We start from the raw sequence: 16859 nt of genomic DNA, 5'->3' as shown, positions 1-16859 counted from the left end.
GAGGGCTCTCTATATGACGATTCAGACCGTAGGCATCATCGGCGCAGGCACCATGGGCAACGGCATTGCACAGGCCTGTGCGGTGTCGGGCATCAACGTGGTGATGGTCGATATCTCGGATGCTGCAGTGCAAAAAGGCCTGGCCACCGTGGCCGGCAGCCTGGACCGCCTGATCAAGAAGGAAAAGATCAGCGAAGCCGACAAGGCGGCGGCCCTGGCGCGCATCCAAACCTCGACCAGCTATGACGACCTCAAGGCCGCGCAATTGGTGATCGAGGCCGCCACCGAAAACTACGAGCTCAAGCTCAAGATCCTCAAGCAGGTGGACGCCATCGTGGCGCCCGAGGTGATCATCGCCTCGAACACCTCGTCCATCTCCATCACCAAGCTGGCCGCCGCCACCGGCCGCGCCGACCGTTTCATCGGCATGCATTTCTTCAACCCCGTGCCCATGATGGCGCTGGTGGAAATCATCCGCGGCCTGCAGACCAGCGATGCGACCCACGACGCTGTGAAGGCGCTGGCCGAGGCCCTGGGCAAGAGCCCCATCACCGTGAAGAACGCGCCCGGCTTTGTGGTCAACCGCATCCTGGTGCCCATGATCAACGAGGCCTTCTTCGTGCTGGCCGAAGGCTTGGCCACGCCCGAGGACATCGACGCCGGCATGAAGCTGGGCTGCAACCAGCCCATCGGCCCGCTGGCGCTGGCCGACATGATTGGTCTGGATGTGTGCCTGGCCGTGATGGATGTGTACCTGACCGAGTTTGGCGACAGCAAGTACCGCCCCTGCCCGCTGCTCAAGGAAATGGTGGCTGCGGGCCGCCTGGGCCGCAAGACTGGGCAAGGCGTCTACACCTACTGACGGCCTTCAGTGCGCTGTCCCTCGCGGGACGGCGCGCAGTTTCCATTGCGTTTTCAATCATGGGCCAGGAGACCTGCGCCCATGACACACATCACCCCCACCACGCCCCCGCCCGAGGGCAACATCGACACCCAGGTCATCGGCCATGTGCTGCTGATCGGCATTAACCGGCCCGCCAAGCGCAATGGCTGGACGCCGCCGATGTTCCGCCAGCTGGCCGAGGCCTACACCCGCCTCGATGACGACCCCGCCCTGCGCGTCGGTGTGCTGCATGCGTTTGGCGACCACTTCACCGCCGGGCTGGACCTACCCGCCGTGAGCGCCTACATGCAGCGCGGCGAGAAAGCCATCCCTGAAGGCCTGGTGGAGCCGCACGACTACGGTCTGCCCGGCTACCGGCGCCGCACCAAACCCATGGTGGTGGCGGTCAAGGGCATCTGCTTCACCGTGGGCATCGAGCTGATGCTGGGCGCCGACATCGTGGTGGCTGCTGACAACTGCCGCTTCTCGCAGATGGAGGTGCAGCGCGGCATCATGGCCACGGGCGGCGCCACGCTGCGCATGGCCGAGCGCGCGGGCACGGGCAATGCGCTGCTGCACCTGCTGACGGCCGACGAGTTCGGCAGCGCCGAGGCGTACCGGCTGAACTTTGTGCAGAAAGTGGTGCCCGCAGGCCAGGAACTGCAGGAAGCGCTGCAGATTGCCCAGCGCATCGAAGCCCAGGCGCCGCTGGCCGTGGTCGCCACGCGGCTCAACGTGCTCAAGGCCATCGAGCAGGGGCAGGCGGCGGCGGTGGCAGAGTTCATCCCCGTGCAAAAGCAGCTGGCCAACAGCGAGGACGCGGCCGAAGGCGTACGCGCGTTTGTCGAGCGGCGACCGGCGCGGTTCAGCGGGCGCTGAGGTCCTGGTGGTTCGTCGTCGCCCGCACCACCACGCGCCAAATTTCGAGCCTAACTGACCGCTAGCGTAGGTAAATCATGCGCTAGCAGCTTCACTATTGATAGCAATTTCTTGCGGACGACGTGGACGAGGCGCCCCCGCCTGCGCCTGCGGGACGCGCGAATAGCACCGATGGCGCAGCGCCGCTCCCCCACCGACACAATCCCCTGCGTTAACAAAGTTTTTCACAATTCAATTGCGCACAATTTAATTTGCGCCCACAATTCACCCATGCCCAGCCCCAGCACCCCCACCACTCCCAGCCCCGCCATCCTGCGGCTGGACAACCAGGTCTGCTTTGCGCTGTACTCCGCCTCCCTCGCGATGACCAAGCTGTACAAGCCGCTGCTCGACCGCATCGGCCTCACCTACCCCCAGTACCTCGTGATGCTGGTGTTGTGGGAGCAGGACGGCGTCACCGTATCCGAGCTGGGCGAGCGCCTGTTCCTGGACTCCGGCACGCTCACGCCGCTGCTCAAGCGCCTGGAGGCGCAGGGCCAGATCGCCCGTCTGCGGGATGTGCAGGACGAGCGCCGCGTGCGCATCACCCTTACCGCCGAGGGCCGTGCGCTGCGTGACCAGGCCGAGGCCATTCCGCAGTGCGTGCTGCAAAGCAGCCAGTGCTCGATTGCCGAGCTGACGGCCCTGACCGCCGAACTCAAACAACTGCGGGACCGGCTCAGCCAACGCTGACCCAGCCGGCCACCCGCTTCAACGATTCCCTCCACCGCCCGCCAGTGGGCAACAACCCCAAGGAAGACACCATGACCAAGCTCGAAAAAGTCCTGTACACCGCCAAGTCGCACGTGACCGGTGGCCGCGATGGCGCCGCCAAGACCGACGACGGCCGCCTGGAAGTCAAGCTGTCCTCGCCCGGCACCTCCGGCACCGGCACCAACCCCGAGCAGCTGTTTGCCTCCGGCTACGCCGCCTGCTTCATCGGCGCCATGAAGGCCGTCGGCGGCAAGATCGGCATCCCCGTGCCGCAGGACGTTTCCATCGACGCCGAAGTGGACCTGGGCCCCATCCCGAACGCCTACGGCATCGCCGCCCGCCTGGCCATCAGCCTGCCCGGCCTGGACAAGGCCACGGCCCAGAAGCTGGTGGACGCAGCCCACCAGGTCTGCCCCTACTCCAACGCCACGCGCGGCAATATCGACGTGACCATCACGGTGGTGTAAATCCATGGGCCGCCTGCTGATCCCTCGCATCGCGGTGGCCCTGGTGGCCATCGAGCATGTGTACATCCTCGTGCTCGAAATGTTCTTCTGGAACAAGCCGCTGGGGATGAAGACGTTCAACCTGACCCAGGAGTTGGCCGACGCCACCACCACGCTGGCGGCCAACCAGGGGCTGTACAACGGTTTTCTGGCAGCGGGCCTGTTCTTTGGGTTGTTCACCGGCAACCGGGTGTTCAAGATCTTCTTTCTGGCCTGCGTGATCGTGGCCGGGGTGTTTGGCGCCGCCACCGCAGCGCCCAAGATCTTCTTCAGCCAGGCGCTGCCCGCGATCATTGCGCTGGGCCTGGTGCTGGCGCTGGACAAACCAGCCACCACACAGCGCAGCCTCTGAGCTACCAAAACCATAGCTGCCAGCGCTTGATCCACAAGCGCTCGCAGCTATTTTTGCTTTGAAACCACGCAGGCACCGCCTGCCTGCAAGCTGGCATTCAGCGACGCGCGCGATGATGGGGTTGGAGACAACCTCATGAAAATCGCCCTGCTGTCCGACATCCACGCCAACCGCCAGGCCCTGGACGCCTGCTTGCAACACGCCCGCGCCCAGGGCGCCGAACAATTTGCGCTGCTGGGCGACCTGGTGGGCTACGGCGGCGAGCCCGTGGCCGTGGTGGAGCAAGTGCGTGACCTGGCCCAGCAAGGTGCCCTGTGTGTGCTGGGCAACCACGACGCCATGGCCCTGGCGCCCCCCGCCAACCCACGCAACCGCAGCGAGCTGGGCGCGCAGTGGACACACGACCAGCTCGGCAACAGCCACATCGCCTTTTTGCAGTCGCTGCCACTCACCGCGCGGCTGGGCAGCAGCGCCTTGCTGGTGCACGCCAGTGCCGACATGCCCGCGCAATGGCGGTATGTGGAAGACTCCAACGCGGCAGAGCGCAGCATGACCGCCGCGCAAGGCATCGACCCCGCCATCCGCTACGTGTTCTGCGGCCATGTGCATGAGCAGGTGCTGTATTTCCTCACGCCCACGGCCAAGCTCATGCGCTTTGCGCCCGAGCCCGGCGTGCCGGTGCCCGTGCCCACGCACCGCCAGTGGCTGGGCATTGTGGGCTCCGTGGGCCAGCCACGCGATGGCGATGCACGCGCCATGTACGCGCTGTTTGACGACACGGCCAAGCAGATCACCTTCTACCGCGTGCCGTATGACCACCTGGCCGCCGCCGCCGCCATTCGCGCGGCGGGCCTGCCCGGCTTCTACGCCGACCGGCTCGAAAAAGGCCAGTGACATGAAGCTGCTGGAGCCTGGCACCGAGATCGACGGCTTCCGCGTGGTGGACTGCATCCACGCGGGTGGCATGGCCCACATCTACGCGGTGGAATACGCGCAGGCCGACCGCAGCCCCGGCTTTGCCATGGCGATGAAGATCCCGCGCATGACGGCGGGCGACGGGGCCGAGAACATCGTGAGCTTCGAGGTGGAGCTGCAGATCCTGCCCGTGCTCAGCGGCCCGCATGTGCCGCGTTTTGTGGCGGCGGGCGACCTGGTGCGGCTGCCTTACCTGGTGATGGAATACATCCCCGGCCAGACGCTGCAGCACTGGCTGGACGAAGGGCCTGGCCGCTGCGACACAGCAACCATCGCACGCCTGGGCGCGGCCACGGCCCATGCGGCGCACAGCCTGCACCAGCAGAACGTCTGCCACCTGGACCTCAAACCCGCCAACGTGCTCATCAAAGACGACAGCACAGCCGTGCTGCTGGACTTTGGCCTCTCGTGCCACGCCCACTACCCCGACCTGCTGGCCGAGGAGATGCGCCAGGCCGTGGGCTCGCCCGCCTGGATCGCGCCCGAACAGGTGGTGGGCGTGCGCGGCGACCCGCGCAGCGATATCTTTGCCATCGGCGTGATGCTGTACGAGCTGGCCACGGGTGAGCTGCCCTTTGGCGCCCCCACCACCAGCGGCGGCATGCGCCAGCGCCTGTGGATGACGCCCGCGCCGCCGCGCAAGCACCGCGCCGACATTCCGCCCTGGCTGCAAGAGGTCATCCTGCGCTGCCTGGAGCCCGAGGCCGCAAGCCGCTACCCCTCGGCCGCGCACCTGGCGTTTGACCTGTCCAACCCCGAGCAGGTGCTCATCACCGAACGCGGCGAGCGCACCGAGCGTACGCCGCTGCGCACGCACCTGCGCCGCTGGCTGCGCGCAGCGGGCATGCACTACACGCCCAGCCCCCTGCCCTCGCAGCAGATCGAGGACACGCCCATCCTGATGGTGGCCGTGCCCCATGCCGACGTGACAGACGCCACGCTGTACTCGCTGCGCCAGGCCGTGGGTCGATCATTGGGAATCCGCCCCGGCGCCCGGCTGGCCTGCGTGACGGTGGTGTCGCCCGGCGCCAGCAGCACCAGTGACAGCGAGCGCAGCGAGACCACGCTGCACCGCCAGCACATGGCGCGCCTGCGCCAGTGGGCCCAGGGGCTGGACCTGACCGGGCATGCCGTGAGCTACCACGTGCTGGAAGCCAGCGATGTGGCCCAGGCGCTGGTGCGCTACGCGGCCAGCAACCACGTGAGCATGATGATCCTGGGCGCCGCCACCCACGGGCTGCAGACCCAGCGCTTTTTTGCCACCGTGCCCATGCGCGTTGCGCGCGATGCGCCCTGCACCGTCATCCTGGTCAAGCAGGCGCTGCCTTTCGAGCAACTGGCGCAGCCCACGGCGGACTGAGCCCGTTAGCAATCTGGCGCACCGCCACGCCGCCCACCTGTCGCCCAGGCGGCGCGCATCGCTTGAGCGCGCGCACGCTTTGGTTTAGCGTCGCGGCATGAGCACCACCACCCTCCTCGTGCGCCAGGACCAGCTGGCCACCACCCGCCTGACCACCACCGACGACACCCCGCTGGCCGAGGGCCAGGTCCGCGTGCGGGTCGAGTCGTTTGCCCTCACGGCCAACAACATCACCTACGCCGCGCTGGGGGACATGCTGAACTACTGGCAGTTCTTCCCCACCGGCGAGGTCGGCTGGGGCATCGTGCCCGTGTGGGGCTTTGGCACTGTGGTGCAGTCGCTGCACCCGGCTGTGGCCGTGGGCGAGCGGCTGTATGGCTACTGGCCCATGGCCAGCCAGGCCGTGCTGTCGCCAGAGCGCGTCAACCCCACAGGCTTCAGCGACGGCGCCCCGCACCGCGCGGGCCTGCATGCGGTCTACAACCACTACCTGCGCACCAGCACCGACGGGCTGTACCGCGCCGACAACGAAGACGTGCAGGCGCTGCTGCGGCCGCTGTTCATCACCTCGTGGCTCATCGACGACTTTCTGGCCGACCAGCAGTTCTTTGGCGCCCGGCGCATGCTGCTGTCCAGCGCGTCGAGCAAAACCGCCTACGGCACGGCCTTCCAGCTTGCACAGCGGGAGGGCATCGAGGTCATTGGCCTCACCTCGCCCGGCAATGTGGCGTTTTGCGAGAGTCTGGGCTGCTACCACCGCGTGGTCACCTACGACGCACTGGACACCCTCGACGGCGCCCCGCCCAGCGTCTACATCGACTTTGCGGGCAGCGTGGGCCTGCGCCAACGCATCCATGCCCACTTCACCGGCTTGACCTACAGCTGCTCGGTGGGTGCGAGCCATGTGGGCGATCTGGGCGGCGCCGGCCAGCTGCCCGGCCCGCGCCCAGTGATGTTCTTTGCCCCCGCCCAGGTCAAGAAGCGCCATACCGACTGGGGCGCGCAGGGCCTGAACGACCGGCTGGTGGCAACCTGGAACCAGTTCAGCACCGCCGTGTCGGCCGGGCCGCAGCCCTGGCTGGTGGTGCAGCACCACGCGGGGCCCCAGGCCACGCAGGCGCTGTTTGCCAGCGTGCTGGCAGGCAGCGGCGACCCGCGCGCGGGGCATATCGCCACCCTGCTGCCGGGCTGACGCTGCGCCGCGCGCGCGGCGTGGGCGGCATCCGCAGGCAGGCGGCGACAATCGGGCATGACCGTATCGCACCCAGACCATCCGCCCGCCGACCAGCACCCCTACGCCCGCCTCACCCCCGACCAGGTGCTGGACGCGCTGGCCAGCGTGGGCCTGTATGGCGACGGCCGCCTCATGGCACTGTCGTCGTACGAAAACCGGGTGTACCAGGTCACGCTGGAAGACGGCGAGCGCGTGGTGGCCAAGTTCTACCGCCCCGGCCGCTGGAGCGAGGCGCAGATCCTCGAAGAACACGCTTTTGCCGCGGAGCTGATGGCGGCCGAGGTGCCCGCCGTGGGCCCGTTGGTGCTGAACGGCGCCACCCTGCACCAGCACGATGGCTTTGCCTTTTCCGTCAGCCCCTGGCGCGGCGGACGCCAGCCCGAGCTGGACGACTTTGAAGTGCTGGAATGGATCGGCCGCTTTCTGGCGCGCATCCACACCGTGGGCGCGGCCCAGCCCTTTGCCTACCGGCCCACGCTGGACCTGGCCACCTTCGGCACGGCATCGCGCGACTGGCTGCTGATGAACGAGATCATCCCGCTCGACATGCAAGCCGCCTGGAGGATCCAGTGCGAAAAAGCTCTCGATTTGGTAGCTACCAGCGCATATTCCACTAGCGCTACAGGCACATTTGGCCTGAACGATGCCACCCAGATCCGTCTGCACGGTGACTGCCACCCGGGCAACATCCTCTGGACCCCACTGGATGAATGGGGCCGCGGTGGCCCGCACTTTGTGGACCTGGACGACGCGCGCATGGGCCCGGCCGTGCAGGATTTGTGGATGCTGCTGTCGGGCGACCGGCGCCAGCGCACCCACCAGCTCGGTGCGTTGATCGACGGCTACGAACAGTTCCGCAGCTTCGACCGCCGCGAGCTGGCACTCATCGAGCCGCTGCGCACGCTGCGCCTCATCCACTACAGCGCCTGGCTCGCGCGCCGCTGGCAGGACCCGATCTTCCCGGCCAACTTCCCGTGGTTTGGCAGCAGCGACTACTGGCGCGGGCAGGTGGACATGCTGATCGAGCAGATCGAGGCCATGCAGGAAGAGCCGCTGGTGGCCTGAGCAGGCCTTGTCCAGCCTTGTCCAGCCGGGCCCGCGCGGGCACCGGAGCATTGCAAACGATTGTCAAACCGCGCGCACAGCGGGCCGATGTGGGGCAACATCAAAGCGCTCCCTTGTGACGGGAGCGTTTTGTTGATCCACCGGGGTGTCAGCCCCCAGAGCCCATCCCCATGCGCATCGCAGTCCTTGACGACGACCTTCTCCTGCTGGAGCAGATCAAGGGCACCCTGGAATGCCACCAGCACGTGTGCCACACCTTCGCCGACGGCACCAGCCTGCTGCAGGCGCTGCGCCAGGAAACCTTCGACCTCCTGCTGGTGGACTGGCACCTGCCCGACATGGAAGGGACGGACGTGGTGCAGACCGTGCGCAACACCCACGGCATGCTGCCGCCCATCCTGTTCATCACCCGCCGCAACGATGAACGCGATGTGGTCGAGGCCCTGTCGCGCGGCGCCGACGACTTCATGAGCAAGCCCCTGCGCATGGGCGAGCTGGTGGCCCGCACCACCGCCCTGCTGCGCCGGGCGTTCCCCCAGTCCATGGGTGCCCGGCTGGACTTTGGTGCGTACCGCTTTGACGCGGAACAACGCACCCTGCAACTCCACGGCGAGGCCATTGGACTCAAGCACCGCGAATACGAACTCGCGCTGTTCCTGTTCCGCAACGCAGGCCGCCTGCTGTCCCGCACCCATCTGCGCGAGGCGGTGTGGGGCGACGCCACCGACACCCCTTCGCGCTCCCTGGACACCCACATGTCCCGGCTGCGCAGCAAGCTGGAGTTGACCGAGGCCAACGGCTACACGATCACGGCGGTGTATGGGTTGGGGTACCGGCTGGATGCGGTGAACACAACGGCCCTGAACCGCGCACATGTCCAGCAGCGCGCAGCGGCCACCGAAACACTCTCAGGGTAATGGGCTGCAGCACATACTGCATGCACAGCACCAGCGGGGAGGGCTCAAGGGGAAGACGCGGCAGGCGGCAGTGACTCGCGCCAGCTGCGGATCAGCACATCATTCACAAATTTGCGGTCCATCCACAGCCACAGCAGGATAGGCACCAGCGTAGGCAGCACCAGAGAACCCAGCTGGTAGCCATACACAATGGCTTCCATTTGCCATTGGGACACTCTGAGCAAACGGATGTCGGCCTGGGCAGCCAACACCATTTGCATCAGGGCGCTCATCGTCAGGCTGAAGGCCTGAAAAGGGAGCAAAGCTGCATAACCTGCAGCCACACGGCCCACGCGCCCCCGGCCACGGGCCGTCAGTACCAGCGCAACGAAGATTGGTAGCCCATAGGCATAACGCGCGGGGCTGACTTCCACAGTGATTTCCCCCCGGCGCCCCTCTGCCGTCGGCACAGAGATCGCCGTGTCCACCTCCATATTGCCCGGCGCCAAATGCACCTGCCGCACCCACATGGGGGCGGCTTGCTCCAGTGCCATGTGCGAAAGCAAGCCCACAGGGTAGGACGTCCAGGCGGACACCTGCGACCAGATTGCCGTCAGAGCCACGATCCACCCGAAGGCAGACAGCATGAAGATCGTCAAGGGAGATAGCCGGCGCATGGGCAGCCCGTTGTTTCGCTGGCGGCTCATCGCACCGGTGGCGTCAGGTCCAAAGACGCGCTCACCAGCGGATCGGCAGGCTTTGGCAAGACTGCGGAGCGCGCCGGGGGCGCAGGGGGGTCTTCAGGCGGCGCAGGAGGCCCGGACGACTCCGGGGACTTGCTGCCTGCGCGCACCCACAGCAACCAGACCACCAGCACGTCCAGCATGATGAGCGCCTGCCACAGGTACTCGTGCGCAAAGTTGAACACTTGGGTATTCCACTGCCCCAGGTAAAAGAGGCTGATCACCCGCACCACGTTCAACCCTTGTACCGCCACAAAACCCGCGGCCAGCCCCACGAGCTTGTGCCGCCAGGTGGACGGAAACGCGATGACCGCAGCAAACAGCACGATGCAGGCCTCAATGCCATTGCACCCAGGCTCGATCGACACGCCAAAGCCGCTGACGGTGTTCCACAACACCTTGCCTGCGGCAGCGGCCGAGGCATCGAACAAGGTGACCAGAGCAGCGCAGCCGCGCGCCAGCAGCGCCGTCCAGGGCAATACCACATGCTGCTGCACCACCCCTAGCATGTTGATGCCGAACAGGGTGAGTTGGAGCACGATAAACGTCAGAAAAAACCGCAGCATGGACACTCTTTAATAGCGAGGCGGACACCACCGAATGCATGGGCCCGGGGGCCGCATTATCCGTAACGCACGGGCACCCCAAAACACGAAGAGGTGCATTGTGCCGGTGGCATGCCCGCCGATCTTGGCTATGCTGCGACCATTGCCGCCACCGAGAGTGCCCATGAAAGACTGGATTCGCAATGCCCTGTCCATCCGCCAGCCCCGCCGGCCCGCCCCGGTGGGCTCGCTGCCTCCTGTGGGGGCACTCATCATGCGGGGGCCGGTCAAGATGCTGGTCACACACCCGTTGCCCGCTGAGCTGTGGGACTGGCTGGTGCTGTCGGGCTGGCGGAACATGCCGGTCAAGGACGACCGGCGCAAGGGCATGCAACTGCCCGAAGGCGCACTCAAGGCCCTGATCAATGCCGACCCGGCTGAGCGCAACCAGGTCCACGCACGCATCCTGGAGCTGGCAGAGCCCGAGGTGTGAGGGGTCGTCACGGACCTCCGAACGCCCCCGCAGGACGGGAAAACCGGATAACAACACAAGCTTGCCTCCACTCCCAATAAAGAAACCCCGATGGCGCCAGGCACCACCGGGGTTTCTTATTTTGATAGCAGCCAGCGCTTATGGCACTAGCGCTTGCGGTCGTTTTTACTCAAAAAGTACCCAACTCAGGCCAGCAAGGCATTCACCCGCTTGACGTAGGCTGCCGGGTCTTCCGGCAGGCCGCCTTCGGCCAGCAGGGCTTGGTCGAACAGGATGTGCGCCAGGTCGTGGAAGTGCACGCTGCCATCCAGCTTTTTGACCAGCGCGTGTTCGGCATTCACCTCCAGCACGGGCTTGGTGGCGGGGGCCTGCTGGCCGGCCTGCTTGAGCAGGCGAGCCAGCTGCGTGCTCATGCCGTCGTCCTGCACCACCAGGCACGCGGGGGAATCGACGAGGCGCGTGGTCACGCGCACGTCTTCAGCCTTGTCCTTGAGGGCTTCCTTCAGCTTGGCCAGCACGGGCTTGAAGGCTTCGGCAGCCTCTTCGGCGGCCTTCTTCTCGGCCTCGTCCTGCAGCTTGCCCAGGTCCACCGCACCCTTGGCCACGCTTTGCAGCGGGGTGCCATCAAACTCGTGCAGGTAGTTCAGCGCCCACTCGTCCACGCGGTCGGTCATCAGGAGCACTTCGATGCCCTTCTTCTTGAAGACTTCGAGCTGGGGGCTGTTCTTGGCGGCGGCGAGCGTCTCGGCGGTGATGTAGTAAATCGCCTCCTGGCCTTCCTTCATGCGGGCCTTGTAGTCGGCAAAGGAGACTGTCACGGCATCACTCTGCGTGGAGGCAAAGCGCAGCAGCTTGGCCAGGCGCTCGCGGTTGGCAAAGTCTTCGCCCAGGCCTTCCTTCAGCACGGCGCCAAACTCGGCGTAGAACGCGGTGTACTTGCCTTCCTTGGCCTTGTCTTCCTCGCTCACCACGTCGGTCACGCCGTCGGCGCCCTCAGCCGCTGCGGCTTCGTGCTTGTCGTGTTTGGCCAGGTCTTCCAGCATGCTCAGCACGCGCTTGGTAGAGCCTTCGCGGATGGAGCGCACGTCGCGGCTTTCCTGCAGCAGCTCGCGGCTCACGTTCAGCGGCAGGTCGGCAGAGTCGATCACGCCCTTGACGAAGCGCAGGTAGGTGGGCATCAGCGCCTCGGCGTCGTCCATGATGAACACGCGCTTCACGTACAGCTTGACGCCCGCCTTCTTGTCGCGGTTCCACAGGTCAAACGGGGCCTTGGCGGGGATGTACAGCAGCTGGGTGTACTCGGTGTTGCCTTCCACACGGTTGTGCGCCCAGGTCAGCGGGGCCTCGTGGTCGTGGCTGATGGTCTTGTAGAACTCGGCGTACTGCTCTTCGGTGATGTCTTTCTTGGGGCGGGTCCACAGGGCGCTGGCCTTGTTGATGGTTTCCCACTCGCCGGTCTTGACCATGCCGCCGGGCTGGCGGCCACCGTTTTCGTCATTGGGGTTGATCAGCTCGCCGTCTTTCCACTCTTCCTTCTCCATCAGGATGGGCAGGCTGATGTGGTCGGAGTATTTGGCGATGACCTGCTTGAGCTTCCAGGCGTTGAGGTATTCCTCGGCATCGTCGCGCAGGTGCAGGATGATGCTGGTGCCGCGCTGGGCGCGGGTGATGGTTTCGACCTCGAAGTCGCCCGTGCCGCCGCTGATCCAGCGCACGCCTTCCTCGGGCTTGAGGCCCGCACGGCGCGATTCCACGGTGATCTTGTCGGCCACGATGAAGCCCGAGTAGAAGCCCACGCCGAACTGGCCGATGAGCTGGGCGTCCTGCTTCTGGTCGCCCGAGAGCTTGCCCATGAAGTCCTTGGTGCCGCTCTTGGCGATGGTGCCCAGGTGGTCGATGGCCTCTTGCTGGCTCATGCCGATGCCGTTGTCGGTGATGGTCAGCGTCTTGGCGGCCTTGTCGAAGGTCACACGCACTTCGAGGTTGGGGGCGTCTTCAAACAGCGCGGCGTTGTTCAGGCCTTCGAAACGTAGCTTGTCGCAGGCGTCCGACGCGTTGGAGATCAGCTCGCGCAGGAAGATTTCCTGGTTGGAGTACAGCGAATGGGTGACCAGGTGCAGCAGCTGGGCTACTTCCGCCTGGAAGGACAGGGTTTGCTTGCTCATGGAGGGGTTCTCTCTCTATGGAAATCGGTCTGAACGAATGCGAATGGAATCGGCACAAAAAATCACGCCTGCCGAACCAGCAGGCGTGATGTAGGGGCATGTGCCCGGTTTTCAAGGGGCCCGGCGTGGGCGGCGGACCGTCACCCCGCCGGGAGCGACGGCTTCAACCGTCGGTGGTGATGCGCTCGATCAGCGTCTTGAGCATGGCGTCGGCCTTGTCGTTGGCGACCTGGCAGGTGCCTGCCGCCGCATGGCCGCCGCCGCCAAACTCCAGCATCAGGTTGCCCACATGGGTCTTGCTGCTGCGGTCCAGGATGGATTTTCCGGTGGCAAACACCGTGTTCTGCTTTTGCAGCCCCCACATCACATGGATGGAGATGTTGCACTGGGGGAACAGCGCGTAGATCATGAACCGGTTGGTGGCCCAGATCGTTTCCTCGTCGCGCAGGTCCAGCACCACCAGGTTGGCAATGCGGATGGCGCAGCTTTGCAGCTGGGCCTGGGCCTTGGGGGCGTGCTCGCGGTAGAGCTGCACGCGCTCCTGCACGTCGGGCAGGGCCAGGATCTCGTCGATGGTGTGGTCGCGGCAGTACTGGATCAGGTCCATCATCAACGCGTAATTGCTGATGCGGAACTCCCGAAAACGCCCCAGGCCCGTGCGCGAGTCCATGAGGTAGTTCAGCAGCACCCAGCCCTGGGGGTTGAGGATGTCCTCGCGCGAGTACTGGGCCGAGTCGGCCTGGTCCACGGCGGCCATCATCTCGTCGGTGATGCGGGGGAAGGCCGCCTTGCCACCGTAATAGTTGTAAACCACCCGCGCGGCCGAGGGAGCATGGGCCTCGATGATGTGGTTCTCGTCGCGCCGGCCCGAGTTGCGGATGGTTTCAGACTCGTGGTGGTCGAACACCAGGTGCGCACCCGGCACATAGGGCAGGTTGGTGGTGATGTCACGGCTGGTGATGGGCACCTTGCCGTCCTGCATGTCCTTGGGATGGACGAAGGTGATCTCGTCGATCAGGTTCAGCTCATTGAGCAGCACCGCGCAGACCAGGCCGTCAAAGTCACTGCGGGTCACCAGGCGGTATTTCGCATCACTCACTCAATTCTCCTTGTTATGTGGCGCACCGCGACATGGTAGCCGCGCCCGGGCCCCTGGCAAGCACCGCTTGCGTCAAAAAGCTGGCCGCCGGGGTACTCTTTGAACAGACTCTTGGTCAATGGTCCTGCATCCAGTCCTGCAACTGCAGGGCCACGCCCGCATCTGCCAACAGGTCCAGGTGGCCCAGGCGGTAGAACACCGCCTGCCGGGCCTTGGCAAACCCCAGCGTCCTGGCAGGATCATCGTGGATGCCCAGCGCACTGTGCAGAGGCACCAACCCGTCCCCCACCAGCCGCTCGCCCACCGGGCTGCGCCGCGCAGCCAGGGTGGCCGCCACCGCGTGGCATGCCACTCCGGCAGGCAGCGGCACGGGGGTGCGCTGGTCGGGGCTTTTGCGAAAACGGTCCCGCCCCAGCCAGTCGGACTCCAGCACATGGCCGTAGCGCAGGTCGGTAATGCCCGCACTGCGCAGCTGGGCCAGGCGCGCAAACGGGCGCGAATAGGCATTGCTGCCGAGCAGCACGTCCACCCAGTGCCCCGCACGCTCCAAAGGGGCGCCGTGGTGCGGGGTGCCCAGAAAGACCAGGTGGCGCAGCAGGGGCAGCCACCCGCTGGCGCCCGCAGTTGCCTGGGCTGCCTGGGCTGCCTGGGCTGCCTGGGCTGCCTGGGCTGCCTGGGCTGCCTGGGCGGCATGGTGGCAGGCGCTGCGCGCCACCAGCCCGCCCATGCTGTGGGCCAGGATGGACAGCTCCGTCACCGGCACGGGCCACGAAGCCACCAGAGATGTGAACTGGGCCGACAGCTCGGCCCCGTTGGTGGAGGTGTGCTGGCCCGTGTTGTAGCGCAGGTACACGGGGGTGTAGCCCAGGGCCTCGGCCAGATGGGCGCCATGGTCATGGCCGTGGCGCAGCCACTGCAAGTCGTTCATGCACAGGCCATGCACCAGCACCAGCAGCTTGCCGGTGGCGGCGCCCGGGGCGGCCAGCGCGTGCAAGTCCAGAGGCAGACCGTGCTGGTACCAGCCCATCCGCGTGCACAGCGGGTTGCCGTCGCGCTGCAGTCGGTCGCCCATCACGCCGTTGAGCGCGGCAATGACCGCCTCGCGCTCCCGATGCACGTCACCGGTAGACGTGGCCGGGGCAAAAAACGGCTCCAGCCGCGCCAGCCCCGCCTGCAGGCCCGCATCCACCAGCTGCGTCACCCCTCGGATGCTCTGGTACACCAGCCCCGTCAGCCCCCGCGTGCGACCCGGCTCGGCACCGCCCGGCAGCCCCAGCGTGCCCAGCACCGACTGGTGCACCCCCTCGGCCACCCGGCTGATGCCGGTAGTGGCCTGCGCGGCCAGGCGCGCCACAGCGCGCAGGTCGGAGGCTCGCAACTGGCGCAGCGGGTTGGCCGTCGCCGCCTTGGCGCCGTCGTCCGCAGGGGTGGAAGCAGCAGGCTTGCGTGGCCGAGGTGCGGAAGGAAGGGGCATGAGAGGGGCTCCGTTCAGAAATGGTTTAAAGAGCCTGTTCAAAGTCTTTTTGGAGCCGCACAAGTACCTTGCCGGGATGGGATGCAAGGCGCGGGGCGCCGCCGATAGCCCGTGCTATCGGCAAGCGCCGCAACGCCGCAGACCGCCCGGCAAGGCACTTGCCCGAAGGGTTGGAGTGAAATCGGGCGATTGAACGCCCCGGCTGCTTGCATGGGCATGAGCCCATGCGGCGCATCCGAGGCATCCACTCATCCCGATTGCACTCCAATGCGATCTCCAAAAAGACTTTGAACAGGCTCTAGGGAGCCCGGGGCTCTCAGAACCGCTCGTTGGGCGACAGGTAACGCCACTGGCCCACGGGCAGGTTGCCCAGGGTCACGCGGCCGATGCGGATACGCTTGAGGCCCACCACCTTGAGCCCCACCAGCTCGCACATGCGGCGGATCTGGCGCTTTTTGCCCTCGGTGAGCACAAAACGCAGTTGCTCGGGGTTCTGCCAATCGACCTTGGCGGGCTTGAGCGGCTCGCCGTCCAGGCTCAGGCCGTGGCGCAGGCGCTCCAGCAGCTCTTTGGGAAACACCGCCTGCACATTGGTGCTGACGGGGTCACGCTCGTTGATTTCTTGAAGCGGCGCGGAGCGCTCCCCAGGATGGCGGGGCGCCGCCTGGCCCGGGGCCTGGTAGACCACGCGCACCAGGTACTCCTTTTCCATCACGGAGTCCTCGCCAATGATCTGCCGGGCCACGCGGCCGTCCTGCGTCAGCACCAAAAGGCCCACCGAGTCGATATCGAGCCGCCCGCAGGGCGCCAGGCCCCGCAGCTGCGGCGGCGAGAAGCGGTTGCGACTGGGGTCCTCGCGCCAGTGGGTGCGGGGGTTGATCAGCGCCACGGCAGGCGTGTGGCCGTCTTCGGCCTGGCCGCTCACGTAGCCGATGGGCTTGTTCAGCAGGATGGTGACGCGCTGCTCCTGGAAGCCCTGGGCGATTTTGTCCACCTCGATGCGGTCGGCCGCCGTGACCTGCTGGCCCATGGTGGCCACCACGCCGTTGACCTTGACCCAGCCCTGCTCCACCCAATCGTCGGCCTCGCGGCGCGAGCACAGGCCCAACTCGGCCATGCGCTTGTTCAAGCGCGAGGTGGGCAAGCCGCCCACGGTGCCCGTCGCCGGCGCAGGCACCTGGCGCACCGGGGCCACAAAAGCGCCCGAGGCCACGCGGTAGTTGGAGGGTGCAGGGGCGCGGGACGGCCGTGGGGCCCGGGGCGGCGGCGCGGGCCGTGCAGAAGCAGGCCGAGCAGGGGCGGGCTTGGCCGTCAGGGTCGGGCGGCGCAGCACGGGCCGACCGGCGGCTGGCGCAGAAGACGATGGGCCGCCAACGTCGGAGGCGGGAGCGGCGGCAGGGCCCGCAGGCGGGCGAGAGGAGGAGGAAGACATTGCGG

General features: G+C 66.4%; 17 protein-coding genes. 11 read left to right on the top strand and 6 right to left on the bottom strand.

The features are described from left to right. Positions 1–13: 13 nt before the first annotated feature. From ACOYR4_RS02835 to ACOYR4_RS02790, 10 genes are all read left to right on the top strand, one after another. Entirely contained in the window at positions 14–862 is an 849-nt protein-coding gene (locus tag ACOYR4_RS02835) for a 3-hydroxybutyryl-CoA dehydrogenase (RefSeq protein WP_422848565.1), read from the top strand. 81 nt (positions 863–943) lie between these two features. Continuing rightward, positions 944–1762, top strand: a complete 819-nt coding sequence (locus ACOYR4_RS02830) for a crotonase/enoyl-CoA hydratase family protein (protein WP_422848564.1) — start codon at positions 944–946, stop codon at positions 1760–1762. Positions 1763–2032: 270 nt separating this feature from the next. Continuing rightward, positions 2033–2494: a MarR family winged helix-turn-helix transcriptional regulator gene (locus tag ACOYR4_RS02825; RefSeq protein WP_422848563.1), complete on the top strand. Its 462-nt coding sequence runs from the start codon at positions 2033–2035 to the stop codon at positions 2492–2494. 71 nt (positions 2495–2565) lie between these two features. Further along, a complete protein-coding gene (locus ACOYR4_RS02820) occupies positions 2566–2982 on the top strand; it encodes an organic hydroperoxide resistance protein (protein ID WP_422848562.1) in 417 nt (138 codons plus the stop codon). 4 nt (positions 2983–2986) lie between these two features. After that, on the top strand, positions 2987–3373 hold the full coding sequence (locus tag ACOYR4_RS02815; RefSeq protein WP_422848561.1) for a DUF1304 domain-containing protein: 387 nt from the start codon (positions 2987–2989) through the stop codon (positions 3371–3373). Between the two features lie 135 nt (positions 3374–3508). Next, complete coding sequence (locus ACOYR4_RS02810; protein ID WP_056745617.1) at positions 3509–4267, top strand: metallophosphoesterase family protein; 759 nt, start codon at positions 3509–3511, stop codon at positions 4265–4267. A 1-nt stretch (position 4268) separates the two neighbouring features. Further along, positions 4269–5708: a protein kinase domain-containing protein gene (locus tag ACOYR4_RS02805; protein WP_422848560.1), complete on the top strand. Its 1440-nt coding sequence runs from the start codon at positions 4269–4271 to the stop codon at positions 5706–5708. Positions 5709–5805: 97 nt separating this feature from the next. Then, on the top strand, positions 5806–6900 hold the full coding sequence (locus ACOYR4_RS02800; protein WP_422848559.1) for a DUF2855 family protein: 1095 nt from the start codon (positions 5806–5808) through the stop codon (positions 6898–6900). 57 nt (positions 6901–6957) lie between these two features. Beyond that, positions 6958–8007 (top strand): serine/threonine protein kinase, encoded by a 1050-nt coding sequence (locus ACOYR4_RS02795; RefSeq protein WP_422848558.1) that lies wholly within the window; start codon positions 6958–6960, stop codon positions 8005–8007. Between the two features lie 170 nt (positions 8008–8177). After that, positions 8178–8924, top strand: a complete 747-nt coding sequence (locus tag ACOYR4_RS02790) for a response regulator transcription factor (RefSeq protein WP_422848557.1) — start codon at positions 8178–8180, stop codon at positions 8922–8924. A 44-nt stretch (positions 8925–8968) separates the two neighbouring features. Here ACOYR4_RS02790 and ACOYR4_RS02785 read toward each other — a convergent pair whose 3' ends face one another. Both ACOYR4_RS02785 and xrtH read right to left on the bottom strand, forming a co-directional pair. Next, positions 8969–9550: an exosortase H-associated membrane protein gene (locus tag ACOYR4_RS02785; RefSeq protein ID WP_422848556.1), complete on the bottom strand. Its 582-nt coding sequence runs from the start codon at positions 9548–9550 to the stop codon at positions 8969–8971. Between the two features lie 56 nt (positions 9551–9606). After that, positions 9607–10212 (bottom strand): exosortase H, encoded by a 606-nt coding sequence (xrtH, locus tag ACOYR4_RS02780; RefSeq protein ID WP_295944320.1) that lies wholly within the window; start codon positions 10210–10212, stop codon positions 9607–9609. Between the two features lie 163 nt (positions 10213–10375). Here xrtH and ACOYR4_RS02775 point away from each other — a divergent pair, with 163 nt between their 5' ends. Next, a complete protein-coding gene (locus ACOYR4_RS02775; RefSeq protein ID WP_422848555.1) occupies positions 10376–10684 on the top strand; it encodes a hypothetical protein in 309 nt (102 codons plus the stop codon). 185 nt (positions 10685–10869) lie between these two features. Here ACOYR4_RS02775 and htpG read toward each other — a convergent pair whose 3' ends face one another. The 4 genes from htpG to ACOYR4_RS02755 form a co-directional block, all read right to left on the bottom strand. After that, on the bottom strand, positions 10870–12849 hold the full coding sequence (gene htpG, locus ACOYR4_RS02770) for a molecular chaperone HtpG (RefSeq protein WP_015012364.1): 1980 nt from the start codon (positions 12847–12849) through the stop codon (positions 10870–10872). A 163-nt stretch (positions 12850–13012) separates the two neighbouring features. After that, positions 13013–13948 carry an exopolyphosphatase gene (locus tag ACOYR4_RS02765; RefSeq protein WP_015012363.1) on the bottom strand — a complete coding sequence of 312 codons (936 nt, stop codon included), beginning with the start codon at positions 13946–13948 and terminating at the stop codon, positions 13013–13015. 115 nt (positions 13949–14063) lie between these two features. After that, on the bottom strand, positions 14064–15422 hold the full coding sequence (locus ACOYR4_RS02760; protein WP_422848554.1) for an esterase/lipase family protein: 1359 nt from the start codon (positions 15420–15422) through the stop codon (positions 14064–14066). Between the two features lie 316 nt (positions 15423–15738). After that, positions 15739–16635, bottom strand: a complete 897-nt coding sequence (locus ACOYR4_RS02755; RefSeq protein WP_015012361.1) for a pseudouridine synthase — start codon at positions 16633–16635, stop codon at positions 15739–15741. Between the last annotated feature and the right edge of the window lie 224 nt (positions 16636–16859).

The sequence above is a fragment of the Acidovorax sp. M14 genome (genome assembly GCF_049331375.1).
In the GTDB taxonomy this organism is placed as follows: domain Bacteria; phylum Pseudomonadota; class Gammaproteobacteria; order Burkholderiales; family Burkholderiaceae_C; genus Acidovorax.
This window is presented reverse-complemented; position numbering and strand designations above follow the sequence as displayed.